Annotated in this window: 22 protein-coding genes; 8 read left to right on the plus strand and 14 right to left on the minus strand. The window is 66.8% G+C overall.

Features of this window, described 5'->3' with window-relative positions:
* The first annotated feature begins 99 nt into the window (after positions 1–99).
* A complete protein-coding gene (locus G452_RS0115345) occupies positions 100–1,500 on the plus strand; it encodes a sigma-54-dependent transcriptional regulator (RefSeq protein WP_022663145.1) in 1,401 nt (466 codons plus the stop codon).
* Between the two features lie 21 nt (positions 1,501–1,521).
* Here the strand turns inward: G452_RS0115345 and G452_RS20830 are convergent, their stop codons facing one another.
* From G452_RS20830 to G452_RS0115360, 3 genes are all read right to left on the minus strand, one after another.
* Positions 1,522–5,265 (minus strand): transporter substrate-binding domain-containing protein, encoded by a 3,744-nt coding sequence (locus G452_RS20830; RefSeq protein ID WP_022663146.1) that lies wholly within the window; start codon positions 5,263–5,265, stop codon positions 1,522–1,524.
* Between the two features lie 85 nt (positions 5,266–5,350).
* Positions 5,351–5,920: a NifB/NifX family molybdenum-iron cluster-binding protein gene (locus G452_RS0115355; protein WP_022663147.1), complete on the minus strand. Its 570-nt coding sequence runs from the start codon at positions 5,918–5,920 to the stop codon at positions 5,351–5,353.
* A 123-nt stretch (positions 5,921–6,043) separates the two neighbouring features.
* Positions 6,044–7,102: a glycosyltransferase family 9 protein gene (locus G452_RS0115360; protein ID WP_022663148.1), complete on the minus strand. Its 1,059-nt coding sequence runs from the start codon at positions 7,100–7,102 to the stop codon at positions 6,044–6,046.
* Positions 7,103–7,316: 214 nt separating this feature from the next.
* Here G452_RS0115360 and G452_RS0115365 point away from each other — a divergent pair, with 214 nt between their 5' ends.
* Positions 7,317–7,556, plus strand: a complete 240-nt coding sequence (locus tag G452_RS0115365) for a hypothetical protein (protein ID WP_022663149.1) — start codon at positions 7,317–7,319, stop codon at positions 7,554–7,556.
* 112 nt (positions 7,557–7,668) lie between these two features.
* Here the strand turns inward: G452_RS0115365 and G452_RS0115370 are convergent, their stop codons facing one another.
* Positions 7,669–9,858 carry a sensor histidine kinase gene (locus tag G452_RS0115370; protein WP_022663150.1) on the minus strand — a complete coding sequence of 730 codons (2,190 nt, stop codon included), beginning with the start codon at positions 9,856–9,858 and terminating at the stop codon, positions 7,669–7,671.
* A gap of 163 nt (positions 9,859–10,021) precedes the next feature.
* Here G452_RS0115370 and G452_RS0115375 point away from each other — a divergent pair, with 163 nt between their 5' ends.
* The 6 genes from G452_RS0115375 (at position 10,022) to G452_RS20835 (ending at position 16,637) form a co-directional block, all read left to right on the plus strand.
* Positions 10,022–12,430, plus strand: a complete 2,409-nt coding sequence (locus tag G452_RS0115375) for a Lon protease family protein (RefSeq protein ID WP_022663151.1) — start codon at positions 10,022–10,024, stop codon at positions 12,428–12,430.
* 94 nt (positions 12,431–12,524) lie between these two features.
* Positions 12,525–13,289, plus strand: coding sequence for a hypothetical protein (locus tag G452_RS0115380; RefSeq protein WP_022663152.1), 765 nt, complete (start codon positions 12,525–12,527; stop codon positions 13,287–13,289).
* Between the two features lie 55 nt (positions 13,290–13,344).
* Positions 13,345–13,797, plus strand: coding sequence for a LysM peptidoglycan-binding domain-containing protein (locus G452_RS0115385; protein WP_022663153.1), 453 nt, complete (start codon positions 13,345–13,347; stop codon positions 13,795–13,797).
* 131 nt (positions 13,798–13,928) lie between these two features.
* Complete coding sequence (locus G452_RS19880; protein WP_022663154.1) at positions 13,929–15,074, plus strand: ion channel; 1,146 nt, start codon at positions 13,929–13,931, stop codon at positions 15,072–15,074.
* Positions 15,071–15,589 carry a cyclic nucleotide-binding domain-containing protein gene (locus tag G452_RS0115395; RefSeq protein ID WP_022663155.1) on the plus strand — a complete coding sequence of 173 codons (519 nt, stop codon included), beginning with the start codon at positions 15,071–15,073 and terminating at the stop codon, positions 15,587–15,589. The genes G452_RS19880 and G452_RS0115395 overlap by 4 nt, the downstream gene beginning before the upstream one ends.
* An 82-nt stretch (positions 15,590–15,671) precedes the next feature.
* On the plus strand, positions 15,672–16,637 hold the full coding sequence (locus tag G452_RS20835; RefSeq protein WP_081650648.1) for a septal ring lytic transglycosylase RlpA family protein: 966 nt from the start codon (positions 15,672–15,674) through the stop codon (positions 16,635–16,637).
* Here G452_RS20835 and G452_RS0115405 read toward each other — a convergent pair.
* The 10 genes from G452_RS0115405 to asnB form a co-directional block, all read right to left on the minus strand.
* Positions 16,612–16,902, minus strand: coding sequence for an integration host factor subunit alpha (locus tag G452_RS0115405; RefSeq protein ID WP_022663158.1), 291 nt, complete (start codon positions 16,900–16,902; stop codon positions 16,612–16,614). The two genes, G452_RS20835 and G452_RS0115405, sit on opposite strands and share 26 nt — an antisense overlap.
* Positions 16,903–16,938: 36 nt before the next feature.
* Positions 16,939–17,355 carry an HIT family protein gene (locus G452_RS0115410; RefSeq protein ID WP_022663159.1) on the minus strand — a complete coding sequence of 139 codons (417 nt, stop codon included), beginning with the start codon at positions 17,353–17,355 and terminating at the stop codon, positions 16,939–16,941.
* Positions 17,356–17,588: 233 nt separating this feature from the next.
* Positions 17,589–19,448, minus strand: a complete 1,860-nt coding sequence (locus tag G452_RS0115415; RefSeq protein WP_022663160.1) for a polysaccharide biosynthesis protein — start codon at positions 19,446–19,448, stop codon at positions 17,589–17,591.
* A 1-nt stretch (position 19,449) separates the two neighbouring features.
* Positions 19,450–20,586 (minus strand): DegT/DnrJ/EryC1/StrS family aminotransferase, encoded by a 1,137-nt coding sequence (locus tag G452_RS0115420; protein ID WP_022663161.1) that lies wholly within the window; start codon positions 20,584–20,586, stop codon positions 19,450–19,452.
* 2 nt (positions 20,587–20,588) lie between these two features.
* Complete coding sequence (locus G452_RS0115425) at positions 20,589–21,212, minus strand: acetyltransferase (RefSeq protein WP_022663162.1); 624 nt, start codon at positions 21,210–21,212, stop codon at positions 20,589–20,591.
* 16 nt (positions 21,213–21,228) lie between these two features.
* The gene (locus G452_RS0115430; protein ID WP_022663163.1) at positions 21,229–22,392 is read right to left on the minus strand and encodes a DegT/DnrJ/EryC1/StrS family aminotransferase; all 1,164 of its coding nucleotides are present in this window, start codon (positions 22,390–22,392) and stop codon (positions 21,229–21,231) included.
* 95 nt (positions 22,393–22,487) lie between these two features.
* The gene (locus tag G452_RS0115435; protein ID WP_022663164.1) at positions 22,488–22,910 is read right to left on the minus strand and encodes a universal stress protein; all 423 of its coding nucleotides are present in this window, start codon (positions 22,908–22,910) and stop codon (positions 22,488–22,490) included.
* Between the two features lie 3 nt (positions 22,911–22,913).
* Positions 22,914–23,531 carry a sugar transferase gene (locus tag G452_RS0115440; RefSeq protein WP_022663165.1) on the minus strand — a complete coding sequence of 206 codons (618 nt, stop codon included), beginning with the start codon at positions 23,529–23,531 and terminating at the stop codon, positions 22,914–22,916.
* A complete protein-coding gene (locus tag G452_RS0115445) occupies positions 23,525–24,649 on the minus strand; it encodes a glycosyltransferase family 4 protein (RefSeq protein ID WP_022663166.1) in 1,125 nt (374 codons plus the stop codon). Before G452_RS0115445 ends, G452_RS0115440 begins: the two co-directional genes overlap by 7 nt.
* A 291-nt stretch (positions 24,650–24,940) precedes the next feature.
* The gene (gene asnB / locus G452_RS0115450; RefSeq protein ID WP_022663167.1) at positions 24,941–26,866 is read right to left on the minus strand and encodes an asparagine synthase (glutamine-hydrolyzing); all 1,926 of its coding nucleotides are present in this window, start codon (positions 26,864–26,866) and stop codon (positions 24,941–24,943) included.
* Positions 26,867–26,960 lie beyond the last annotated feature (94 nt).

The raw sequence follows: 26,960 nt of genomic DNA on the forward strand, positions 1-26,960 counted from the left end.
GCGCGGCGGCCCCGCCATCGGACAACGGCCCTTGAGCCCGGCGCGGCTCTGGTTTAGGGTTTGCGCGCATCGAGAACCACGGCCCCGGCAGGAGCGAGCATGGCAGGCAGAATTCTGATCATCGACGACGAAGAGGACATCCGTTTTTCCCTGCGGGGCATCCTCGAGGACGAGGGCCACGACGTCCGCGAGGCGGGCAGCGCGGAGCAGGGCCTGGAGGCTCTCGACGCCGAGCCGGCCGACGCGCTCTTCCTGGACATCTGGCTGCCCGGCATGGACGGGCTGGAAGCCCTGGAGCGCATCCACGCCTCCCGGCCCGACCTTCCCGTGGTCATGATCTCCGGGCACGGGACCATTGAAACCGCGGTGACCGCCCTGAAAAAGGGCGCTTTCGACTTCATCGAAAAGCCGCTCTCCCTGGACAAGGTCGTCACGGTCTGCCGCAACGCCCTGGAGCTTTCCCGGCTGGCCGAGGAAAACCGGGCGCTGCGCGCGCGCATCGGCGAGCAGCATCCCGTGCGGCTCACGGGTGAAAGCCCGGCCATCCGGACGCTGCGGCGGGCCATAGAGCAGGTCGCGCCCACGGACGCCTGGGTGCTGATCACCGGGGAAAACGGCACGGGCAAGGAAATAGTGGCCCGCTCCATCCACGCGGGCAGCCGCCGGGCGGACAAGCCCCTGGTGGCCGTGAACTGCGCGGCCATTCCTGAGGAGCTGATCGAATCCGAACTCTTCGGCCATGAAAAGGGCGCGTTCACCGGGGCGGAAACCGCCCAGGCCGGAAAATTCGAGCTGGCGGACAAGGGCACGCTCTTTCTCGACGAAATCGGGGACATGAGCCTGAAGACCCAGGCCAAGATCCTGCGCATTCTCCAGGAGCAGAGCTTCGAGCGCGTGGGCGGCCGCAAGACCATCAAGGTGGACGCGCGGGTCATCGCGGCCACGAACAAGAACCTCATGGACGAAATCCAGGAGGGCAACTTCCGCGAAGACCTCTATTACCGGCTCAAGGTCTTTCCGCTGGAGGTGCCGCCCCTGCGCGAACGCTCCGAGGACATTCCCCTGCTCATCCGCGATTTCGCGGCCAGGCTCGTCAGCGAGCACGCCTTCAAGCCGCTGAGCTTCTCCGAGGGGGCCATGCACGCCCTGGTGGGCTACGACTGGCCCGGCAACGTGCGCGAGCTGAAGAATTTCGTGGAACGGATGCTGATCATGTATTCGGGCTGCGAGGTCGGCACGGACGACCTGCCCGCGGAAATGCTGGGCGAATTCCAGGCGCGGGCGGCCTGCGCGGGCTGCCGCAACGCCGAAGCCGAGGCCGGGAACCTGCCTGACGGGCCTGTGGACCTCAAGCAGGCCAAGGCCGAATTCGAGGCGCACTTCCTGGAGGCCAAGCTGCGCGAATACGACGGCAACGTTTCCAGGCTGGCCAAGGCCGTGGGCCTGGAGCGCAGCTCCCTCTACCGCAAGCTCCGCCAGTACGGCATTCAGATGGACTAGACGGGAATCCGGCCGCAGGGCCTAGAAAGCTTTGGGCTCGCCGCCAGACGTGGCCTCGTTGCCCGAATGCGTGAGCTGTTCCAGCAGAATTCGTAGAAATTCCTCCCGCTGCACGGGCTTGGCGATATGCATGTCGCAACCGGCCTGGATGCACTTCTCGGCGTCGCCCTTGAGCGCGAAGGCCGTCAGCGCGAACACGGGCGTGCGCGGCAGACCCCGGTCGCGCTCCATCTTGCGGATCGCCCGCACCGCGTCGTACCCGTTCATCAAGGGCAGCTGCATGTCCATGAGCACGAGGTCGTAGCGCCGGGAGGAAAACTTCTCCAGGGCCTCGCGGCCGTCCCCGGCCATGTCCAGGCGCAGGGCCGTGGGTTCGAGGTAGGCCTCGATCAGGGTCCGGTTGGATTCGGTGTCCTCCACGAAGAGGACGTCTCCTTCGGGGATGGCCCGTTCCAGCTCGTCCTCGGCCTGGCGGGGGTGCTCGCCGGACGGGGAGTCGTCCGGCGCGTCCAGGGGCACGCTGAAGTAGAAGCTGCTCCCCTGGCCGAATTCGCTTTCCACCCAGATGCGCCCGTTCATCAGGTTGACCAGCCGCTGGCTGATGCTCAGGCCCAGGCCCGTGCCGCCGTAGCGCCGCGTGGTGGAGGAGTCGGCCTGCACGAAGCTCTCGAAAATGTCCTTGATCTTGTTCGGCGGAATGCCGATGCCCGTATCCCGGACGCAGAACAGGAGCATGTCCGGGCCGTGCTCCTGGGGTTCGCGCCGCACTTCCAGGTCGATGCGCCCCTGGTGCGTGAACTTGACCGCGTTGGAGAGCAGGTTGGCCAGCACCTGGCGCAGGCGTCCGGGGTCGCCGACCATGATTTCCGGCAGGTTGTCGGCCAGGACGCATTGCAGGTTCACGCCGTTCTTGCGCGCGCGGATGCCCATGATGTGGGCCAGCTTTTCCACCAGCTCGCGCAGGTCGAAGGGGATGTGCTCCAGATCGACCTGCCCGGCCTCCACCTTGGAGAGGTCGAGGATGTCGTTGATCAGGCTGAGCAGGCTTTCGCCCGCGTTGCGGAACAGCTCCACGTAGCCCCGCTGCTCCTCGGAAAGATCGGTCTCGGAAAGCACCTCGGCCATGCCCAGGATGGCGTTCATGGGCGTGCGGATCTCGTGGCTCATGGAGGCCAGGAATTCGCTCTTGGCGCGGTCCGCGTTCTCGGCGGCCTGGCGCGCCTGGATCAGGCGCTCCTGGGCCTCGCGCTGGGCCGTGATGTCCCGCAGGATGAAGAGCACGCCCGCGTGGTCCGGGTTGTTGCGGTAGTTCACGCCGCTGCATTCCAGGTGGCGCCAGACCCCGTTGCGGCAGCGCCAGCGGCAGCGCAGGGAGACGCTCTCCCCCGGGGAGGAAAGGAACCGCCGCAGCTGGTAGTCCGTGCGCAGCGCGTCCTCCGGGTGCACGTAGTCCACGAAGAGCTGGCCGCGCAGTTCGTCCGGGCGGTAGCTGGTGATGCGCTCCACTGCCGGGCTGTCCAGGGGCAGCTCCAGGCGCAGGTCGTCGTCCATGCTCAGGATCACGAAGGGGCTGTTGATCACGATGGCCTTGAACCGGGCTTCGCTGCGGCGCACGCTCTCCAGTGCCTCGATGCGCTCCGTGGCGTCCAGGGCGTAGCCGCTGACGTGGACGGGCTCGCCCTGTGCGTCGCGCTTGAGCCGGGCGCTCTGGCTGACCCAGATGATGCTGCCGTCCCTGCGCCGCGCTTTGTAGAGGAACTCCTTGATCTCGCCGTGCTCCCTGAGCAGCTCCAGCATCCGGTCCCTGTCCGAAAAGTCGGCGTACCAGTTGCGGCTGACGCGGCCGCCCTGGGCCTCCAGCTCCTCCATGCTCTCGTAGCCGCCGAGGCGCAGCATTTCGCGGTTCATGCTGAGAACCGCGTCGTCCATGGAGACCTTGAAGATGCCCACGGGAACATGGTCGTAGATCTCGCGCAGCTCCCGCTCGGCCTGGGCCAGGGCGTCCTCGGTCTTGCGCCTGCGCCGGACCTCCTTGTTCAGCCGCCAGTTCCAGAGCAGCAGCAGGGCCAGGATCAAAGCCCCCATGCCGCCCACGCGCAGGGTCAGGTTCCAGAAAGCCTCGTATTTTTCGTCCGGGGCCATTTCCGCGTCCACCCAGCGGCTCGCCACGGTGTCCCGGTCCCCCGCGTTCAGGGATTCAACGGCGCGGTTCAGGATCGAGGTCAGGTGGGGCATGCCCGGCCGCACGGCCAGGGAAAACTCGTCGTATTCGTATTCGGTGCGGGCCGCGACCTTGAGGTTGGTCAGGCCGAGACTGCGGATGCTCGCCGTCAGCGTGGGCAGGTCCCCCACCGTGGCATAGGCGAGGCCCAGCGAGACCTCCTCCAGGGCTTCGGCCACGCTCTCGGTCAGGCGCAGGTCGAGTTCGGGATAATCGCGATAGAGAAATTCGGTGCGCCCCGCATTGGCGGGCATGGCCACGGTCTTGCCCAGGACGTCCGTCAATCCGGAAAGAAACGGGGCGTCGGTCCGGGTGACGATGACCGAAGGCAGCCGCAGGAAAGGCTTGGTGAACAAAAACTCCTGGCGCAGGGACGGAGTGGGCAGCACGCAGGCCAGGGCGTCCACCTCGCCCCGGCGCAGCGCCCCGAAGCGCAGGGCCGGATCCATGCCCGGAACCATCTCCACCTGAAGCCCGGCGCGCTGGCCGATCAGATCGACATAATCCGGGACCATGCCCGAGGGCTTGCCCGAGGCGTCCGCAAAGCGCAGCGGAGGCAGCCCCGCGGCCACGCCCACGCGGATCAGCGGATGCGCGGCGATCCATTCGTCCTCGACCCCGGTCAGGCGCAGGTTTCCCTGCGACTGCGCCACAAGGCGGAACGCTGGTCCGGGCAGCCAGCGCCGCTCCAGCTCGACGAGATCGTCCAGAGTGATGGCCGCCAGCCCCCGGTCCACGGCGTCCATCAGCTCGGCGTCCTCGCGGCGTCCAGCGGCATGCAGCTGCCGGCGCATGTCTCCCTGGATCGTCACCCGGAATTCGCCGGAACGGCCGCTCAGCTCCAGGGCCAGCGCCACGCTCGACAGCTCCGCGAAGACGCCGTCCGCCAGGCCTTCCCGCACGCTGCGCAAGCCCGCGGCCTCGTCCGCCACGGCAACCACCGCGACGTCGGGCTGCCGCTCCCGGAGCCAGCCTTCCCAGGGGGAATGGCGCGCCACCGCGATGCGCAAATCCTGAATGCCTTCGGCAAGCGTGCGCTCCTGCGCGGCAAGAGGCGTGACCAGGGCGGAGTCCACCTCGAAAAGCGGCTGGGAAAAGGCCATCCAGCGCTGCCGCTGCGGCGTGCGGATCAGCCCGCTGTGCATGTCCGCCTCGCCTGTCCGCACCCACTCCTCGGTTTCCTCCCAGGTTCCGACCTTGAAGGTCACGGGAATCCCCGTGACCACGGACCAGCGCCGCCAAAGATCCACGAGCAGTCCTGCGGGCTCGCCCGCGTCGTTGCGCAGGGTGAAGGGAGGATGGTGGTCGGGACAGGCGATGATGACGGGCGCTTTTTCGCCACGGTCCGGAGAATCAGCGGACGAGGCGAGGGCGGCCCCGCAAAGCGGCCCGGACAGGGCCAGGAACACGGCAAGGATCACGGAAAGGAACAGGGCCGGAGAAAAAAGCGAGGCCCGCGGCCCCAAAGCACGCAGCCAGGGGCGACGCCAAACCCGCGCCGAAAGGGCCTTCGGCCGGGCGCGGTCATTCTTGCCGCTGTTCATGCCCGGTTGCTATCATAATCATCGGGAAGATAACAGACTATTATCAGCGCCTGCGGGCCGTTGTTTGCGCAGCCGCGGCGAAGCGTCAGCGTCCTCCCGCACCGCCGCCCATGCCGCGACCGCCGCCGCGACCCTGACCGCCACCGCCGCCTACGCCGCGACCGCCGCCGCCCACGCCGCGCCCCTGGCCGGCTCCCGGGCCGCGTCCACGACCCTGGCCCGCGCCGCACGGCCCGCGACCCTGGCCCTGGCCCTGGCTCTGGCTTTGTCCCTGTCCCGAAGCGCCGCTGCCGGAGCCTGCCGCGCGCTGCGCGCCCGCCGGGGGCGTCTGGGCCTGGCCGGAAGCGAGAAACCGATCCAGCGCGCTGCGCACGCTGCCCTCGGCGCACAGCTCGATGCGCACGTTGCCGCGCTGGAGCACGTCCTCGGCCTTGGGTCCGACCCGCCCCGTGAGCAGCACCTGCACGCCCGCGTCGGCCACGTGCTGTGCCGCCTGGATTCCCGCTCCCTGGGCCTGTGAGGCGTTGTCCCCGTTGTCCAGCCAGCGGTGTTCCCCGCTTTCGCTGTCGTAGATCACGAAACCGGAAGCCCGCCCGAAACGCGGGTCCATGGCGTCCTCCAGGGTTCGTCCCTGGCTGCTGATGGCGATAAGCATTGCTGCCTCCTTGTTGCGAAACAGGAAGCAACGGGCGTGCCGAAACGCAATCGGCTGAAATGTACGGGGATCAGGCAAAGGGAAAATCGCTGCGGGCGCGATATGCGCCCATTTTGACCTTGACTACGGAGCGGGCTGCGCCTGAAGGCCGAGCATGGGCGCAAGATGCTCCCAAACCTGTTCCGGCCGCAGCAGACGCATGCAGTCGTGATGCCCCCTGGGGCACTTTCGCGGGCCATGCAGGCCGCAGGGGCGGCAGTCCAGCCCGTCCACCTCCAGCACGCGGGCCGTGTCCCCGCGCGGGAAGAAGCCGAGGGAGCGCACCGTGGGGCCGAACAGGGCCAGCGTGGGCACGCGCTGCACCCAGGCCAGGTGCATGGGGCCGGAATCGTTGGTCAGGTAGGCGTCGAGACGGCGGATGCAGGCCGCCAGGGCGGGCAGGTTCGGCTGCCCCGCGAGATCGACCACGTTGCCCGCCGCGCCGGAAAGCTCGACCACCCTGGCCGCGTCCGCTTCCTCGCCCGGACCCGCGAACACGGCAACCCCGGCCCCGGCCAGCGCGGCCCGGCCCGCCACCTCGGCGAAATATTCCACGGGCCACTGCTTGGTGGGCCAGGTGGAGCCGGGATGCAGGCCCAGCAAAGGGCGGCGCAGGCCGCCGAGCAGCTCCCCGGCGCGGGTTTCGGCCTCGGCGGGCAGGGTCAGCTCCGGCCAGGGAAACGTGCTCGGCTCCGGTTCGAGGTCCAGGGGCCGCAGCAGCCGCAGCAGCCGCTCCACCTCCTCGAAGTCCCGGAAGCGGCGGTCCACGGTGTGGGTGTAGGCCATGCGGTTGTAAAGCGGGCTGCGGTAGCCGATGCGCACGGGCGCGCCCGTGGCGAACGAAACCACGGCGCTGCGCAGGCTGGCGTGGGGGGAGATCCAGAGGTCGAAACCGCGCCCGGCCAGTTCGCGTCCGAACGACCAGGCCGCGCCCAGGCCCTTTTGCGCGCCCCGCTTGTAAAAGCCCGTCACCGAGGCGAGCCCCTCCTGCGCGGCGAAAAGCCCTTCCAGGCCGCCGCGCACGAAAAAGTGCAGCCCCGCGTCCGGAAACGCGAGGTTCAAGGCCCGGAGCAGGGGCAGGGTCAGCACGGCGTCGCCCAGGAACGCGGTCTGCCAGACGCCTATCTTGCGGAATTCACGCATGTCGCAAATCCCTTACCCGCTGCGCGCGCCGCTGACAACAGCTTCGCCGCGCGGACCGCGTCCGACGCCTTGCGCCCGGCTTCCCCGGCTTCCGGTCCGATTCCGTGAAGACTTGAAATGCCTCGACAAGGCGAATACAAGGCAGGCAGAGGGCGTCGCCCCGAAGCGGCCCGCCGATACCGGATCAACTTTTGCCGGAAACGGAGGAATTTCCATGAAATACATCATGTTCGAAGATTTTTCTGGCGATCCCGTGCCTGTGATCTTTCCCCGGCGCATCGACTTTGCCGAGCTGCGCGAGCAGATTCCCTACCCCACCGTGCTTTCGGCAGGCTACGTGCAGCTGCGCGGAACGGATTTCGCCTGCCACGGCGAGGCCAGAGGCCTGTATGCCGAAGCCCGGCCCGAGGACGCGGCCATCATCTCGGAACGCTTCACCAACCCCGAAGAATAGCTCCGGGCCGCGCCTGACGCGGCCACAGGACACCGAAACCCGGATTCCCGCGCGTTCGTGCGGGAGTCCGGGTTTTTTCCAGGCGCGCCGACAGCGCCGTGCCGCACCGCCGTCAGTGGTCCGGCAGCTCCACGACGAACTGCGCGCCGCCTTCGGGCCGCGAGGAAGCGTTGACCACGCCGCGATGGTCGCCCACCACGGCCCGGACAATGGTCAGGCCCAGGCCCGTGCCGCCCTTCTTGCGCGAAAAATACGGCTCGAACAGGCGCGAGGCTTCCTCCTTGGACAGGCCCGGCCCGTTGTCGCGCACGGCGATGACGATCTTGCCCCGCTCGGCGTCGCGCCGGGCGGCCACTTCCACCTCGCCGCCCTCGCGCCCGTTCAGGGCTTCCGCCGCGTTGGTCAGCAGGTTGATGAAGACCCTGCGCAGGGCTTCGCGGTCGAAGGGAAAGGCCGGAAGGTCGGCTTCCGCGTCCAGACGCCACTGCACGCTTCGGTGCGTGTTGGCGAACATGCTCACGACCTCCTCCAGGAGCGGAGCCAGGACGTCGGGCCGGGGCTGGACCTCCGGAAGCTTGGCATAGGCCGAGAACTGCGTGACCATCTGCTGGATGCGCTCCACCTGCTTGACGATCAGCTCGGTGCACTCCTGGAAGGTCTTGTCCTGGTGCTCCTCGCCGTAGCGGCGCTGGAGCCGCTGGGCCGAAAGCTTGATGGGCGTGAGCGGGTTCTTGATCTCGTGGGCGATGCGCCGGGCCACCTCGCGCCAGGCCGCCATGCGCTGGACCTTTTCCAGCTCGGTGATGTCCTCGAACACGGCCACGATGCCGTAGGCCTCGCCGTCCTTGGCGCGCAGGGACACCACGTTGACGAAGAACTTGGCCGTCTTGGAGCGGACCGGAATCTCGAGCTGGCGCTGCCACTGGGACTGGGGATCCTGGACCATCTGCTCGCGGGCCTCGCGCAGCATCTCCGCGAATTCGCCCTGCAGGAACATCAGCGGCTTTCTGCCGATGATCTCCCTCGAGACCAGGCTGAGCATGTCCTCGGCCGCGCGGTTCATGGTTCCGACCCGGCCCTCGTGGTCCATGGTCACCACGCCGGAGGTGATGTTGTCGAGCACGGCCTCGATGTAGCGGCCGCGCCGTTCCAGCTCGCGGTTCTGCTGGGCGAGGCGGCGGTTGTAGGTGTCCAGCCGGGCGCGGCTCTCGCGCAGGTCTTCGGTCATGCCGTTGAACGATTTGACCAGAAAGCCCAGCTCGTCGTCCGAGGGGTCTTCCAGCTTCACGGAAAGATCGCCGCGCGCCACGCGTTCCGTGCCCGCGGCCAGGGCCTGGATGGGCGCGGACAGCTCCTTGGCCAGCCGGAACCCGAACCAGATCGCGCCGAGGATGATCAGCGAGGTCATCACGCCGAGAGTCATGTACAGGGTCGTCTTCCAGGGGCTCTTGAGCGTCTTCAGCTTCTGGTATTCGTTGAGTCCGTTGATGACCTGGCGCAGCTTCTCGTGCACGTCCCAGCCGAGCTGGTCCGCGACCACGATGTAGCCCGTCTCGCCGTCGTCCACGGGCCGGAAGACCACGACGTGGTCCACGCCGCCGCCCTTGAGCAGGAAGGCCGAGCCGGGATTCTCGCGGTATTGCCGGGCGAGCTGCCCCTCCACCGAGGACCAGGCCCGGCTGATGCGCTCGTTGCGGAAGACCGTGAGCCAGGTGCCGTCGGGCTTGGCCACGCCGAGCAGGCTCACGCCCCATTCCTCGCCCTTCTCCCGGCAGAATTCGTCCATGCCCTTGCCGCCCCAGCGGAAGGACTTGCCGCGCAGGAGCGTTTCCAGGGTGGCGGCCTGCCTGTCCAGGCGGTCCTCCATGACCCGGTAGAACGTCTCCGAAAGGTTCAGGGAGTGTTCCATGCTGTCCTCGACCTGGACCTTGAACCAGTAGTCCACCGAGGTCTGCACGAACTTCACCGAGACCATGAACATGAGCAGGGTGGGGATCAGCGAGAGGGAAACGAAGGCCACCACGAGGCGCGTGCGCAGCCGCGAGCCGAGCACCCGGCGGCGGCGCTCCAGCAGGAGCTTGACCGCGTTGCGGGTGACGATGAAGAGCACCAGCAGGAGCAGGATGAAATTGACGTTGAACAGGCCGAGAAAAAGATAGGAATCCACGGCCAGATACTTGAGCTGGACCCAGGTGAGCACGCCGATGAGCGCGAAACAGGTCAGGGCGATGGCCAGCTCTCGCCGGCGGCGCTTGCGCTCCTTCTCCTGCGGCGCGCCCACGGGAATGGATTGCTCTTCCATGCCGGATGCGTACCAGCAGCAAGGCCCGAATACAAGCGCGCAGGCATGCCCATCCGCACAACCCGGATTCGCCCCTGGTGACAAACCAGCGCAAAGCACTTACTGTCTTTGCTCCGGCAAGGCGTTCCATTCCGGGCCGGAAATATCCGCAAGAGAGACGCACATGACCACCAAGCCGAAAACCCTGGACGCCCGCATGCTTCGCGCCGTCCTCGACCCTGATAGAATCCCCTACGCCGACAGCCGCGAGATTCCCTCGGGCAACGGCTATTCCCGCTTCCAGCCCCGCGCCATCCAGGCCCTGGAGCTGGCCCTGCGCATCAAGGGCAACGAATACAACATCTACGTCGCGGGCGACTCGAACATGGGCCGCACCTACTTCGTGCGCAACCATCTCAAGCCCGCGGCCAGGAAGGCGTCCACCCCGCCGGACTGGATCTACCTGCACAACTTCGAGAACGCGGACCGGCCCGTGGCCGTGCGCCTGCCCGCGGGCCAGGGGCGGGCCTTCAAGAACGCCATGTCCAAGGCCCTGACCGCCATCCGCGCGGACCTTCCCGCCTATTTCGACCGCGACAGCTACCACAAGCGCCATGAGACGCTCTTCAAAAGCCACAACCAGCGCCGCGAAGACCTCTTCGCCAAGATGGAAGAGGCGGCCAAGGCCAAGCAGTTCCGGCTGGAGATGGACGAGGCCGGGGGCCTGACCCTCTCGCCCATGGTGGACGGCGAAGCCATCGACGACAAGGCCTTCGAGCAGCTGCCCAAAAAGGAGCGCACAAGGCTCAAGCGCGAGGGCGACGTGCTGCTCTCGGACATCGGCACCTTCCTGCGCCAGATCAACCAGAGCGAGAAGGGCCTCAAGCGCGAGGAGCTGGAACTCCAGCGCACCATCGCCCGCGAGGCCCTGGCCGAGAATTTCCAGCCCCTGGTGGAGCGCTTCGGCTCCCATGAAAAGCTCGCCGCCTACATCAAGGACGCCGAGGAATATCTCGTCGAGAACGTGGACCTCTTCCTGCCCAGGGACGGCCAGGCCAATCTCACGGCCGCCCAGAACGAGAGCAACGTGGACGACCACTTCTCGCGCTTCGACGTGAACCTCTTCGTGGACAACAGCCGCACCGAGGGCGCGCCCATCATCGTGGAGGACCATCCCACGAACTTCAACCTCCTGGGCAGCATCGAGCGCGAGGCCGAACTCGGCGCGCTCTACACGGACCACACCCTGATCCGGCCCGGCAGCCTGCACAAGGCCAACCACGGCTTCCTGATCCTGAACACCGAGGATCTGCTCTCCAGCCCGTCCTCCTGGGAGGGGCTGCTGCGCGCCCTGCGCGCCGGGCGCTCGCGCATCGAGGATCCCGTGGACCAGGAGCAGGTGCGCACCCGGACCATCGAGCCGGAAACCATTCCCCTGGACCTCAAGATCGTGCTCATCGGCACGGACGAGAACTACGAGGCCCTGCTCTACCACGACGACCGCTTCCAGAAGTATTTCAAGCTCAAGGCCCACATGCAGTCCACGGCCCCGCGCACCATGCCCAACATCCGCCACTACCTCGCGGTCATCGGCAGGATCGTGCGCGAAAGCGGGCTGCTGCCCTTCGACCGTTCGGCCCTGGCCGGACTGGTGGACTTCTCCTCCCGGCTGGTGGAAGACCAGAAAAAACTCTCCCTGCACTTCCCCCTCGTGCGCGAGCGCATGATCGAGGCCTCGGCCCTGGCCGAGATGGACGGCAAGGACATGGTCGGCGCGGACCACCTCCGCGAGGCCGTGGGCACCCGCGACTTCCGCTCCAACCTCTTCGAAGAGGAATACATGGGCGACTACGAGCGGGAGGTCATCAAGGTGGCCACCACGGGCGAGGCCGTGGGCCGCTGCAACGGCCTCTCCGTGACGCTCTTCGGCGACTACGAGTTCGGCCTGCCGCACCAGATCTCCTGCACCGTGGGCGTGGGCCACGGCGGCATCCTCGACCTGGAACGCGAGGCGCAGCTCGGCGGGCCGATCCACACCAAGGGCATGATGATCCTCAAGAGCTACCTGCTCAACCTCTTCGCCCAGGACAAGCCCACGGTCATGACCGGCAGCCTCTGCTTCGAGCAGAGCTACGCCGGCATCGAGGGCGACTCCGCCTCGGGCGCGGAGCTGGCCGCGCTGCTTTCCGCCCTTTCCGGCGTGCCCATCAACCTCTCCTTCGCCTTCACGGGCGCGGTGAGCCAGTCCGGCCAGATCATGGCCGTGGGCGGCGTCAACCGGAAGATCGAAGGCTTCTACGAAGTCTGCCGACGCCACGGCCTCACGGGCCGCCAGGGCGTGATCTTTCCCAGGGACAACGCCGTGAACCTGATGCTGCGCGACGACGTGGTCCGCGCCGTGGAAGAGGGCAAGTTCTTCATCCATCCGGTCAGCAGCGTGGAGGAGGCCATGGGCATCCTCACCGGGCTTCCCGCCGGAAAAAAGGGCAAGGACGGGCGGTTCCCCACGGGCACGCTCTATCGCCGCGTGGACGACCGCCTGGCCGAACTGGCCCGCCTGGCCAGCGAATACGGCCGGGGCGCCTCCTCTTGATCCGGCCCCGCCCGCGCGGCGGCGTCCCGCCTCGCTGGCGGAATCCATTGATGTCGGCATGAATATGTCGTATTGATGGAGGTCGGAGGGTGTAATGTCCAAGGCGTGGATCATGGCCAAGCGTCCCGAGTTCGTCCGGGACATGTTCCGGAACTTCTGCCAGGCCTGCGGGTTTCTCGACGAGCAGTTCGAGCGCTACGACCGTGTCGGCAGCGTGGATTTCGAACAGCTGCGGGATCTCATCGGCGAGGAGAGCTTCAAGGGGCTTCTCTGGCGGCTCAAGGACACGGCGCACCACGTCTTCCGCAACGACCCGGACGACCCCATCGAGGGCCGCTTCCTGGATTGGGGCATGGGCTACATCTTCCACGAATGCATCAAGCTCAAGGAGGACAGCTACCAGCAGCTGACCTACGCGCCGTGGCTGCGCGAGATGGCCGTGGAAGGGGCGAGCGGACAGGATGTGGCCGGGCAGCTTTTGAACCTGCCGGGCCAGACCGAAGAGTCCATGCGCCGCGAGATCGCACGCATCAGAGTCATTCTCGATCAATGCAAGCGTCTGCTTCCCGTGTATCTTTCGCGCCACAGCGACAATGCGCTGCTCGCAAGACTCATTTTCGCACAAAGCGACATGGTCCGGGGCGTCTTCGGTGAACTGTATGACGACCTGATCGACGGCATTTATGCTGGACAGGCATGGATGCTTTACGTTCTCGCGTCGCGCAGTCTGCGGCTCGGCGGCTGGATGGACCAGGCGCGCGAGGCCGTTACGGAGGCGTATAAAATAAAACCGGACGAGAAAATTGTCTTGCAGGAAAAAAAAATTATTGATAATTGGTCCCTTAGGATTGAAAGTTGACCTTTACCCGTATGTGCAAGGCTGTAATTTCTTTACCCAATTGAGGAGGCGTACAATGAAGAAAATTATTCTGCTCGCGGTCGCCCTGAGCCTCGTCTTTGCCCTGGGCTGCTCCAAAAAGGTGAAAACCGAGCCGGAGACCGTGGTTGTCAAGGAACAGACGATGGACAAGGTTCTCACCCCCATGCAGCGCTACGAGGAAGACTATGCCAAGCTTCCCACCAGCCACAGCGTGACCAAGGGCGAGTGCCTCTGGTGGATCGCCGAGTACAAGCAGATCTACAACGATCCGTTCATGTGGCCCCTGATCTACAAGGCCAACCGTGACCAGATCAAGAACCCGGATCTGATCTACCCCGGCCAGAACTTCTCCGTGCCCCGCGACTTCTCCCTGGACGAAGTCAAGGAAGGACGCAAGGCCGCCGGCGCTCCGTGGAAGGCTCTCGAGCCCGCCGCCGATGCCGTCATCCCGGCCCAGATGCGCGCCAACCTCGGCTACAGCTTCTAATAAGCGGCCGAAGCCATACGCAGCTATACGGGGCGCCTCCTTCGGGGGGCGCCTTTAATTTTTCCCCAAGCCCCGCATTGACACCCCTCCCCCCTCTGCTATTCTCCAGTTACATAATGGAGAGGCCTTACATGAACATGGTCTTCGGCTGGCTGCGCACCCCTTTCGCAAAGTTGTTCGGCGCCATTCTCGGCGTGTTGCTGGCCGCCACGCTCGGCTTCTACTGGTTCGAGCTGCGCAACAACATGGTGCACGGACCGCTCTCCGCGCTCTGGTGGAGCGTCGTCACCCTGACCACCGTGGGCTACGGGGACATCGTGCCCCAGACCGCGGGCGGACGCATCATGGGCATCCTGGTCATGCTCTGCGGCATAGGCCTCGTGAGCACCTTCACCGGCAACCTGGCCTCCATGCTCGTGGAGCGCAAGGCCAGGAAACGCAAAGGGCTTCTGGAAGTGAAACTCAACGACCACATCGTCATCCTCGGATGGAACGCCTTCGCCCTCAACCTGGCCCAGGCCCTGGTCCAGGACGGGGTGCTCGACGGGCGCAGCCTCGTGCTCGTGAACACCCTCGGCGAAGAGGCCCGCAGCGAAATCGCCTACTCCCTGGGCCTGGGCGAGCGGTTGCAGTTCGTCCACGGCAGCGGAGCGCAGAAAAGCGTCGTGCACAAGGCGCGGCCCCAGGAAGCCCGCACGGCCTACCTGCTCTGCCAGGAAGGCCTGGACCCGGCCGAAGCGGACCAGCAAACCATCTATTCGGCCCTGACCCTGCGCTCGCTCGCGCCCAAGCTGCCCATCTACGGGGAGGTCGGGCTGCCGGACAACCGCGAGCACCTGCTCCGCGCCGGGGTCAACGAACTGCTCGTGCGCGGAGAAATCGCCACCCGCGCGCTCGGACTCATGGGCCGCGACCCTGCCCTCTGGAGCCTGATGCAGTCCATGCTCGGCCTGCGGGGAGCCGGGCTTCTCGACCTGCGCCCCCTGACGCGGGAGGAACGCGGAATGGACTGGCGAACCTTCGCCGAGCGCTGCCGCGCCCAGAACGGGAGCCTGCCCCTGGCCCTGTGCAAGAAGAGCCGCGACATTTCGCTTCAGGACATCCTGGACGAAGGATCCGCCCTGGATTCCTTCATCCTGGAGCTGTTCGCCTCCTCGGGCCAGGACACGCGCCTCGGCGAGCAGGGTCCGGGCGTGACGGCCAACCCTTCCGACGACGAGCCCCTGGCCGCATACGATTCGGTTCTCTTTATGAAAGCGCGGGGGGCAAAGTCATGAGCGACATCGAATGGAGCCGCATTCCGCTCTTCGAGGGACTGACCGAAGACTGGCTCAAGCTCGTTGCGGCCATCTTCGACAGCGTGGACATTCCGGCCGGGCAAAACCTGCTGGAGGAAGGGAACGAGGGCGACGAACTGTATATCCTGGTGCGGGGCCGCGTGCGCGTCATCAAGGCCATGCTCATCCAGGGCATGAACCTGCCCCTGCTGGAGGCGGCCAGCCCGCACAAGGTGCTGGCCACCCTGGGGGCCGAGGGCTACCCGGTCTTCGGGGAAATGGCCCTGCTCGACCTCGACATCCGCTCGGCCACGGTGACCGTGATCGAGGACGCCCGATTCCTGCGCACGGACCGCGAACGCTTTTTCGCCCTGGTGGAGCAGGAACCCCGGCTGGGCAGCCGCCTGCTGGCCATCCTCGGCAAACGGCTGGCCGCCACGGTACGCCGCAGCAACAACGAGCTGATCAAGCTGACCACGGCCCTGGCCCTGGCCCTGACGCGCAGCAGAGCCTGATTCGATATTATTCTTGCGATTACCCATCCCTTCCGTTACGTTAGAAAAAATCTAGAAAGACGGACAATCAGGGGTGGGACTTATGAGACGTACCGTCAGGCAGATGCGCGTCGTCGCGTTCGCGGCGTGCTGCATCGTATTGCTTGTCAGCATTGGTTGCGTTCAGAAAAAACGCATTTACAGCGAACCGGCCCATTACGACCACGGGACGGCTTCGCCCGCCTCCGCATCCGCGCCGGCCCAGGCCGGAACCCAGAGCGCGAACCTGGCCGTGCAGCAGCAGGAGCTTCCGGAACAGAAGCCGCTCCCCGCGGCCCAATCCGCGACCCAATCCGCGCCCGAACCCGCGCCCGCACCCGCGCCCGCACCGCAAGCCGAAACCGCCCCGCCGCAAGCCGTTGCCGCCGCTCCTTCCGGAGACGTGGGCATGGCCTCCTGGATCGCGGACGACTTCCACGGACTGCGCACCGCCAGCGGCGAACTCTACGACAAAGACGCCCTGACCGCCTCGCACCGGGATCTGCCCATGAACACGAGGGTGGAGGTCACCAACCTGGAGAACGGTCGCTTCACCGTGGTGCGCATCAACGATCGCGGCCCCTTCAAGAAAAACCGGATCATCGACGTGTCGCGCCGCGCGGCCGAGGAACTGGGCATGATTTCCTCCGGACTGGCCAAGGTGCGCCTGCGCGTGCTCGACGGCCAGGGAGCGCCGTCCGGTCAAGGCGCGACAGAGACGAAACAGCCCGCCCCCGACGAAGCGTCGAAGGCGGGCAGTGTCTCGGGACAATCGTCCCAGGCCCAGCCGGATTCCTGGTATGTGCAGGTCGGCGCGTTCCAGGATCGGGAAAACGCCAAAAACGTCCTGGCGGGTCTGTATTCCGCCGGATACGGGCAGTCTCGCATCAGCCGCAGCCAGGAGGACGGCCTCTACCGCGTCCAGGCGGGCAGCTTCGCCACCAGGGCCGATGCCGAAGCCGCCCTGGAAACGCTCAAGCCGCAATATCCCGCAGGCTACGTGATCAATTCGGGTTCAGTTCAGCCCTGAACTTGCGGGAAAGCCGGAACACGACGACCTTGCGCGGCGGCAGCGTGATGGTCTCGCTGGTCTGGGGGTTGCGCCCCTTGCGCGCGCGCTTGTCGTAGGCCTCGAACTTGCCGAAGCCGCTCACGAGAAGGGCATGGTCCTTCTTGATGGACAGCTTCATGATGTCGAGGATGCTCTCCACGAGATCCTTGATCTCGGCACGGTTCTTCTCCGTGCGCTCGTAGATGTAGTCAACGATCCCGGCTTTGGTCAGCGTCTGTGACATGCTTGCCTCCTGGTCTGAAGACATGGGTACTCCTGCTCAAGCGAGCGAAGACCGGATTTTTTCCGCAAATGCGTTCATCTCGTCCTGGCTCTCGTAGGACTTCTGGCCCCAGTGGTTCAATCCGTCGTCCAAGAAACGGGGAATCAGGTGGAAATGCGCGTGCATGACCAGCTGCCCCGCAGCCTCGTAATTGTTCATGCCCAGGTTGAGCCCGTCCGCTTTCGTCGCGGCCATGACCGCCGCGCCAACGCGCTTCAGGTCCGCCAGCAGCACTCCCGCGATCTCGTCCGGCAGGTCGAAGAAGTTTTCGTGGTGCCGCTTGGGAATCAGCAGGGCGTGCCCCTTGTTCACCGGGGCGATATCCAGAAAGGCGAGGATTTCCTCGCTTTCGTAGATCTTGGCGCAAGGGATTTCCCCAGCCGCGATCCTGCAAAAAATGCAATCCGAATTCATTTCCGTTCCGATTTCTGTTTGCGCCCGCAAAGCAGGCGAGTGCCCGCCCACGCTCTTTTCCCGGCTTCTCGAACCGAGAAAAAGACGCGAGTTATGAGGAAGATAGCCCACAGCGACGCTTTAATCAAGGCATTTCCTTGAAGAAAGCTGTTGCTCTTGCGTTATTTTTCAACGCAACGGCAACTGTGCTAGGCTTTTATAAGAATATTAGAAGGTTGGCAAGAGCCAGATGATCATCCCGCCGGGATGTATTCGGAAACCAGCTTGCGCAGCAGGGAGCGGATGCGCTCGGCGTCGTGGGAGCGGGCCGCCAGGCGCAGTTCCTCGATGGTCTCGTCCAGCAGCATGCAGTCGCAGGGCTGGGATTCCGCCGTGCCGCGCAGCACGCGTATCTTCTCGTGTTCCGTGCGGACCACGTCCTCGCCCTCGGTGATCAGTTCCTCGTAGAGCTTCTCGCCCTCGCGCAGGCCCGTGAACACGATCTCGATGTCCCGGCCCGGGGTCTTGCCGGAAAGCCGGATCAGGTCCGCGGCCATGTCCGCGATGCGCACCGGCTCGCCCATGTCCAGGATGAAGATCTCCCCGCCCCGGCGGCCCATGGTTCCGGCCTGGAGGATCAGCTGGGCGGCCTCGGAAATGCTCATGAAATAGCGCGTGACTTCGGGATCGGTCACGGTCACGGGACCGCCCTTTTCGATCTGCTGGCGGAAGAGGGGCATCACCGAACCGCTGGAGCCGATGACGTTGCCGAAGCGCACGGCCATGAACAGGGTCTTGGTGTCCTGGTGGCGCTTCATGAGCAGCTCGGTGACGCGCTTGCTCGCGCCCATGACGTTGGTGGGCCGCACGGCCTTGTCCGTGGACACGGTCACGAAGCGGCGCACCTCGTGGTGCACGGCCACGCGCATCAGCCCGCGCGTGCCCACGATGTTGTTTTCCACGGCCTGCCAGGGGTTCTGCTCCAGCATGGGCACGTGCTTGTAGGCGGCGGCGTGGAAGACGACTTCGGGGCGATGCTCCGCGAAAACGCGCTCCAACAGTCCGTCGTCGTTCAGGTTTCCGAGCACGGCCGCATAGTCGTGAAAACCGAACTCCCAGTGCAGCTGCATCTGGATCTGATAGAGATTGAATTCCGAGGCGTCGAAGAGAACCAGCTTTGCGGGATTGTAGCGGATGATCTGGCGGCAAAGCTCCGAGCCGATGCTCCCGCCGCAGCCCGTGACCAGGACGCAGCGGCCGCCGAGCAGGCCCTGGATGCCCTCGTTGTCGATGACCACTTCGGTCCGGCCCAGAAGGTCGTGATAATCCACGTCGCGCAGCTGCTTGATGCCCACGCGGCCGCCCATGATCTCGCCCATGGCCGGAAGAATGCGGTGCTTCAGGCCCGTGGCCTTGCAGGCCTCCACGATGCGGCGCATCTGGCCGGACGAGGCCTGGGAAACGGCGATGAAGATCTCCTCGACCTTGTAGCGCTCCACCAGCTCGCCCATCTCTTCCACGCGGCCCAGAACGGCCTTGCCGTGCAGGGTCCGGCCCCGCTTGGCGGAATCGTCGTCCACAAAGCCCACCAGCTGGTAGCCGAGCCCGGCGTTGCCGGAAAGCTCCCGCGAGACCAGCTCGCCCGCGCGCCCCGCGCCGACCACGAGCACGTTGCGCCGCTCGCGCCAAAAGCGCAGGCCGCCCGAGGAAATCACGGCGAAGCCCATGCGGATGGCCAGACGCAGCCCCCCGGCCAGAACCAGGGCGAAGAGCCAGTCCAGGGCGAACACGCTGCGCGGAAAGCCCGTGAACCGATGCACGTAGGCCACGGCCGCGACCACGGCCAGGGACTGGACCACGGAGACGTGGAACAGCCGCACCGCGTCGCCCAGGCTCGTGTAGCGCCACATGCCGCGATACATGCCGAAAACGAAGTAGAACGGCAGCTTGATGGCCAGGACCAGGGGCAGCACGCCCCAGAACTGCGTCAGATAGTGCGGGGGAATCTCGAAATCGAAGCGGACCAGATAGGCGCCCAGCAGAGCCACGGAAAACAGCAGCGCGTCCGCCGCGATCATGGCGTAGAGCTTGGGATTTCGCCAATTGAAATACATGTTACCTCGCGCAGCCTTCAATCACCGCGGCGATCCGCTCCAGGTCCGTCTCGCGCAGGGCCGTGCCCGAAGGCAGGCAAAGTCCGCTGCGGAAAAGCTCCTCGGCCACGGCCCCGCCGAAGTATTGGGCGTCCGCGAACACGGGCTGCATGTGCATGGGCTTCCAGACCGGCCGGGCCTCGATGTTCTCGGCCTCCAGGGCCAGCCGCACACGCTCCGGGCCGCAGCCGAAGACCGTCTCGTCGAGGAGCAGCACGGTCAGCCAGCGGTTGCTCCGGCCATGCGGCGCCTCCGGCATGAACGACACGCCGGGCAGCCCGCCCAGCCGGGCCTCGTACCAGGCCGCGATCTCGCGCCGCCGGGCCACGCGCTCTTCCAGCACGTCGAGCTGGCCCAGGCCGATGGCCGCGACCACGTTGCTCATGCGGTAGTTGTAGCCGATGACGGAATGCTCGTAATGCGCAGCCGGGTCGCGCGCCTGCTGCGAAAGCCGCCGGGCCTCGTCGATGATGCCGCGATGGTCCGAGGCGAGCAGCCCGCCGCCCGAGGTGGTGATGATCTTGTTGCCGTTGAAGGAAAACGCCGCGGCGAACGCGCCCAGGCCCGCGTGGCGGCCCTTGTAGCGCGCGCCCACGGCCTCGGCCGCGTCTTCGAGCACGGGAATGCCGTACGGCTCGCAGACCTCGCGGATGGCGTCCAGGTCGCAGCTCTGGCCGTAGAGGTCCGTGGGCAGCACGGCCCTCGGCAGGCGGCCCTGCCCGGCCATGTATTCCACGGCCTCGGCCAGGAGCGCCGGGTCCATGTTCCAGTCCTCGCGCGAGGCGTCGATGAACACCGGGGTCGCGCCCAGGAAGGTCACGGGGCTGACGCTGCCGATGAAGGTCAGGGACGAGGCCAGGACCACGTCGCCGGGGCCCACGTCCAGCAGGCGCAGGGCCAGGTGGAGGGCCGCGGTGCCGCTGGAAAGGGCCACGGCGTGGCCGAAGCCCGTCAGCTCGCAGAAGCGCCGCTCGAACGCGTCCACCTGCGGTCCCAGCGGGGCGATGTAGTTGCTGGCGAAGGCCTCGTCCACATAGGCGCGCTCATTGCCGCCCATGTGCGGCGGCGAGAGGAAGATGCGCTCCGGTCGGCTGCCCATGCTCAGGAAATCTTCCGGGCGGGAACCCCGACCCAGGTTTCGTTCGCGGGCACGTCGCGGGTGACCACCGCGCCCGCGCCCACCACGCACCAGTCGCCCAGGCTCAGCCGGGGCACGATGCTCGCGCCCAGCCCCACCAGAGCGCCCTCGCCCACGTGCACCTCGCCGCCCAGGTTCACGCCGGGAGCCACGTGACTGAACTCGCCGATGGCGTTGTGGTGGTCCACGGTGGCCCCGGTGTTGACGATGGCCCCGCGCCCCACGGTGGTGCCGGGGTTGACCACGGCTCCGGCGCAGACCATGGCCCCGGCCTTGATGGACACGTCCGGCGCGAGCACGGCCGAAGGATGGATGGCCGTGATCAGCTGCTCGTCCTTGAGGCGCTCGGTCATCTCCAGGCGCGTGCGGTTGTCGCCGATGGCCACGATGACGGCCTCGTGGCCGATGTCGTCGAGCTTGTCCACGTTGCCGAGCACCTTGAGCCCGAGAAATTCCTTGCCTGCGAGCGAGGAGTCGTCGTCCAGGAAACCCATCAGCTCCAGGTCGCGCCCCTTGGCCCACATATGGAAAAGGATGTCGGCCACGACCTGGCCGTGCCCTCCCGCTCCGATGATGACGACTTTCATTGCCGGTCCCCTTTGGTCAATGTTTCAGGGCGATTCGCACCGCCTCGATAACGTCCTGAACGTCCGTGTCCGTCAGCTTGGCCGAAAGCGGCAGGCTCACGGTCTGCCGCCCGATGCGGGTGCCGTGGGGCGTGTCCTTTGGCCGCCAGCCGAAGCGTTCCTGGTAGTAGGGCTGCTCCGGCAGGCCCAGGTAGTGCACGCCCACGCCGATGTTCTCGGCGGTCATGCGCTGGAGGAAGCGGTCGCGGCTCACGCCCGCGCGCGCCTCGTCCACGAGCAGCGTGTAGAGATGCAGCCCGTGCAGGGTTTCCGCCTCGGGCGGGGCCGGGCAGGTCACGGGCAGGTCCGCGAAGGCCGCGTCGTACATGTCCCAGATTTCCCGCCGCCGCACATAATAATGATCCACCCTGGCCAGCTGGTGAATGCCGATGGCGGCCTGGATGTCCATCATGTTGTATTTGAACCCGGCCTCCACGACCTGATAGTGCTTGTAGCCCTCGTCGCCGAAGCGCTTCCAGGCGTCCGCGCTCATGCCGTGCAGGCCCAGGATCTTGATCCGGTCCAGGTCTTCCTTGCGCTTCGCCAGGACCATGCCGCCCTCGCCCGTGACCACGTTCTTGGTCACGTAGAAGCTGAAGCAGCCGAAGTCGCCGAACGTGCCGCAATGCTTTCCCTTGTAGGTCGATTCGATGGCGTGGGCGCAGTCCTCCACGATCTTCAGCCCGTGCTCGTCCGCCAGGGCCAGAAGCGCGTCCATGTCGCAGGGGCGGCCCGCGAAGTGGACCGGAAGAATCGCCCGCGTGCGCGGCGTGATCTTGGCGCGCACCGCCTCCGGGTCGATGTTCATGCTCACGGGGTCCACGTCCGCCAGCACGGGAACCGCTCCGGCGTGGATGATGGCGTTGACCGTGGCGCAAAAGGTCAGGGGCGTGGTGATGACCTCGTCTCCGGGCCGGAGCCGGAGCGCCACGAGGCTGAGGTGCAGGGCGGCGGTGCAGGAGTTGAACGCGGCGGCGTGCTCGGCCTGGGTGTAGGCCGCGAACTCGCGCTCGAAGCGGGCCACCTTGGGCCCGGTGCCGAGCCAGCCGCTGCGCAGGCTTCCGGCAACCTCCTCGATCTCGGCCTCCTCGATGCGGGGCGAGCCGAAAACGAGAAAACGCTCCTTGGGTCGGACAGGCATAGTATCTCCAGGATGATGTCGCTGCGGGACGTTCCCGCTGGGCCGCGATATACCCCGTTGTTTCAGGCTCGTCCAGGCGAACGCACGCTTCGCGGTCAGCGAATCACGAGCACCGGGCAGGGCGCGAGGTGCAGCACCTTGTGCGTCACGCTGCCGACCATCAGCCCTTCCAGGTCGCTCTTGCCCTTGGATCCCATGATGATCAGGTCGCAGCCCTCGGCCGTGGCCACGTCGAAGATGACCTCCGCAGAGGGGCCGCCCACGATGCGCGTCACGTAGTTCGCGCCGGAGAGCGAAAGCGTTTCCTCATAGGGCCGGAGCACTTCCTGGGCCTCGCGGTTCATGCGGTCCATGGCCTCGTCGAAATTGGGCTTGCCCAGCGTCTGGGGCACGGACTTGTGCGCGTGCAGCAGCACGGCCTCGGCCCCCACCAGCTCGCAGAAGCCCACGGCGTAGTTCACGGCGCGGTCCGAGCTGGAAGAGCCGTCCACGGGCAAAAGCACTTTCTTGATCTGCATATCTCAATCTCCGTTGGTTGCTTCGGGTCGTTTTGAACCCATGAATTCCGCCATGGTCGCGTGGCCGGGCTGGCAGACGCCCTCCCGCCGCGCAACGCTCGCCACGGTCATCAACAGTATCCTCAGGTCCAGGAGCAGGCTGCGGTTGTCCACGTACCAGACATCCAGCGCGAAGCGCTCCTCCCAGGAGAGCGCGTTGCGGCCCCGGACCTGCGCCCAGCCCGTGATGCCGGGCCGGACCTCCATGCGCCGCGCCTGCTGCGGCGTGTAGCGCTCCAAGTATTGCATAAGAAGGGGCCGGGGGCCAACCAGACTCATGTCCCCCCTGAGCACGTTATACAACTCCGGCAGCTCGTCCAGCGAGGTGGAGCGCAGAAAACGCCCCAGCGGCGTGAGCCGCTCGCAGTCCGGCAGAGGGGTTCCGTCCGGGCCGGCGGCCTCGCGCATGGTCCGGAACTTGTACATCGTGAACGGCCTGCCTCCCAGGCCGGGCCGCACCTGCCGGAAGAGCACGCCCCGCCCCAGCTTCAGCCGCACGGCCAGGGCCACGCCGAGCATCACGGGCCAGAGCAGGGCCAGGCCCGCCAGGGCCACGCCCAGGTCCATCAGTCGCTTCAGCAAAGGCCCATGCCCTCCAGCAAAATTTCGTTGATCCTGCGCACGTCGAAACGCTCCTCGGCCAGGGTCCGCGCTGCCGCGCCCATGCGCGCGGACAGATCAGGCTCCAAAATGAACCGTTTCAGCGCGCCTGACAAGGCGGAAACGTCCCGGACAGGCACGAGCAGACCGCTTTGGCCGTGGATGACCGCGTCCCGGCAGCCCGGATGATCCGTCGTGACCACTGCCCGGCCCATGGACGCCGCCTCCTGGAGCGAACGCGGCAGCCCCTCGCCGTAATACGACGGCAGCACCACCACGGAAGCCTCGGCCAGGTGCGGACGCACGTCCGCGACCTCGCCCGGATATTCCAGCACGCCCTCGGCGACCCAGGAACGCACCTCGGCCTCGCCCACCGCGCCCGGCCCGCGCTCCAGCCCGCCCAGCAGCCGAAAACGCGCCTGCGGAAACTCCCGGCGCACCGCGCGCGCGGCAGCGGCGAACTCCGCCACGCCCTTGTCCCGCAGGAGCCGGGCCATGCACAGAAACAGGGGCGGGCCGTCGGGAAGCGCCGTGCTGGGAAAACGATCCAAATCCACGCCCGTGCCAAAGGTCACGGCGCTCGGCGTGTCCGGCGAGAGCATTCCGTTCTCGCGGAAATACCGCTCGTCGTCCCTGTTCTGGAAAAATACACGCTCGTTGAAGTGCAGCGCGCCGCGATACAGGCCCCGGACCACGGCGGAAAGCACCCAGGCCGCCGCGCCCACGCCCTCGAAGGCCCGGCCAAGCCCCGTGACCATGGAATAGATGCGCCGGACACCGGCCCGCTGCGCCGCGAACGAGCCGAAAATCACGGGCTTGATCGTATAGGAAAGCACGAGGTCGGCGCGCTCCTCCACCAGGGCCGCGCGCAGGTCCAACACGGCGCGCAGGTCCGCATACGGGTTCAGCCCCCGGCGGGAAAGGCGCACCGCGCGAAAGCCCACGCCCCAGGACGCCAGCGCCTCGTCCACGCCCTCAGCCTCGGCCCCGCCCGGAGCGAGCGCGCAGACCTCATGCCCCTGGGCGCGCATGGCCCGCAGCAGCGGGCCGCGAAAATTCACCAGGGAAGGGGCGTATCCAGCGATTATGCAAATTTTCATGTTGGTCTGGAAAAGCCTTCCGGGGGGAACCCTTTCTTGCAGAAAGGGTTCCCCCCGGACCCCCTTCCCAAAGACCGTTCACAGGCTGAACGCCTTCGGCGTCCAGCGGCGTCTTGCAAGCCTCCTCCTTCGAAACGGGCTGCGCCCGTTTCGAAGCGCGCTCCGTTGCGCACCGCAGGCTTGCCCGCATTCACGACAAACCTCGAAGCTCCGGCCCCGACCGCGCGCAGCGCGGGCGGCGAATGGGGGTCCAGGGGGCCGCGGGCCCCTTGGCCGCCGGAGGCTTGTCTTTTATATCCAGCGCTCCAGCCAGGCCTGAAGCATGAGCACGTTCCAAAGCTTGTATTCGTTGTCGGCCCTGCCCGCGAGGTGGTCCTTCCAGGCCTTGCGGATGGGCGCGGGCCGCAGCAGCCCCTGTTCTTCCAGGCGCTTCTCGGCGAGCAGCTCCTCGGCCCAGGGGCGCAGCGCCGTGCGCAGCCATGGGCCCAGGGGAATGCCGAATCCGGTCTTGGGCCGCTCGAACAGCCCGCGCGGCACGTGCCGCTCCAGCACGCGGCGCAGGAGCAGCTTGCCGCGTCCCGGCTCGGCCTGCATTTCCGGCGGCAGGGTCGCGGCGAACTCCACGACCTTGTGGTCGAGATAGGGCGCGCGCGTCTCCAGGGAAACGCTCATGGCGGCCCGGTCCACCTTCACGAGGATGTCGTCGGGCAGGTAGGTCGCGGCGTCCATGTACTGCATCCAGCGGGCGAAGCCGAGATTCTCCGGCCATTCGCCGGGCCGCTGCCAGAGCTGGAGCGGTTCGGTCCCGCGCACGAGCAGGGAGGCCGGGTCCGGCCAGATCGAGGCCAGCAGGGCGTACATTTCCTCGCGCGTCCCGGCGGGCATGGCCTGGGCGAGCTTGTGCAGCTTCTGGCCGGGCGTGCGCTGGCGGTATTTTTCCGGCAGGACCGCGCCGAGCAGGCCGAAGGCGGTGTCCAGGCTGCGCGGGGAGGCCGCGCGCAGGGCCGCGGCAAAGGCCCGCCGCAGGGGCGCGGGCACCCGCGAGATGCGGTTCCAGAGTTCCGGAGCCCAGAAATGTCGATTGTAGCCCGCGAAGAATTCATCCCCTCCGTCCCCGGACAGGCAGACCGCGACGTGCTCGCGGGTCAGGCCGCAGACGAGGCGCGTGGGCAGCTGCGAGGCGTCCGCAAAGGGCTCGTCGTAGATTTCCGGCAGCAGCCCCACCAGCTCCAGGGCGTCCTCCGGCCGCGCGACCAGCTCGGTGTGTTCCGTGCCGAGGTGCGCGGCCACGGCGCGGGCGTGGGCGGCCTCGTCGTAGGCCGGGTCCGCGGAGCCGATGGTGAAGGTGCGCACCCGGCCCGGATTTTCGGCCTGCATCAGGGCCACGATCAGGGAGGAATCGATGCCGCCGGAAAGCAGCGCGCCCAGGGGCACGTCCGCGAGCATCTGGCCGCGCACGGCCTCGCGCAGCAGGGCTTCCAGCCTGTCGGCGGCGTCGCAGGGGCTGCCGTCGAAGGGTTCGGCGGCTTCGAGCGTTTCGCGCAGCGACCAGTAAGGTTCCGGCTCGTGCATGCCGTCCATGTCCACCCGGAGCATGTGTCCGGGCTGGAGCTTCTTCGCGTCGCGGTAGATGGTGCGCGGGCCGGGCACGTAGGAATGGCGCAGGTAGCCCGCCAGGGCCTCGCGGTCGATCTCCGGGTCGAATTCCGGGTGGGCGCGCAGGGCCTTGAGTTCCGAGGCGAAGAGAAAGGTCTGGCCGATGCGGGCGTAGTAGAGGGGCTTCTCGCCCAGGCGGTCGCGCGCCAGAAGCAGCGTGCGCAGCCGCGCGTCCCAGAAGGCGAAGGAGAACATGCCCCGCAGGCGTTCCAGGGCCTTTTCGGGCCGCCAGCGCTCCAGCCCGGCCAGGAGCGTCTCCGTGTCGGAGGTTCCCCGCCAGGAGCGCGGGCCGAGCTGTTCGCGCAGCTCCAGATGGTTGTAGATCTCGCCGTTGAGCACGAGCGTGCAGCGGCCGTCCTCCGAGGTCATGGGCTGGGCCCCGGCCTCGGACAGGTCGAGGATGCTCAGGCGGCGGTGCCCCAGCGCCAGGCTGCGGTCCAGGTACACGCCGTCCGCGTCCGGGCCGCGGTGGGCCAGGGTGGCGGTCATGGCGCGCACCGCCCCTTCCAGTTCGGAGGAAGGCAGCGCGGCGAGAGTATGGATTCCTGCGATTCCGCACATATATACTCTCATTAACAGCCGGACGAAACGCGGGCAAGCCGCAAGGACGCCCGGATCGAATTGCGCCAGGCCCGGCCCCGGCCCTCTCCGGTTG

The organism is Paucidesulfovibrio longus DSM 6739, assembly GCF_000420485.1.
GTDB lineage: Bacteria > Desulfobacterota > Desulfovibrionia > Desulfovibrionales > Desulfovibrionaceae > Paucidesulfovibrio > Paucidesulfovibrio longus.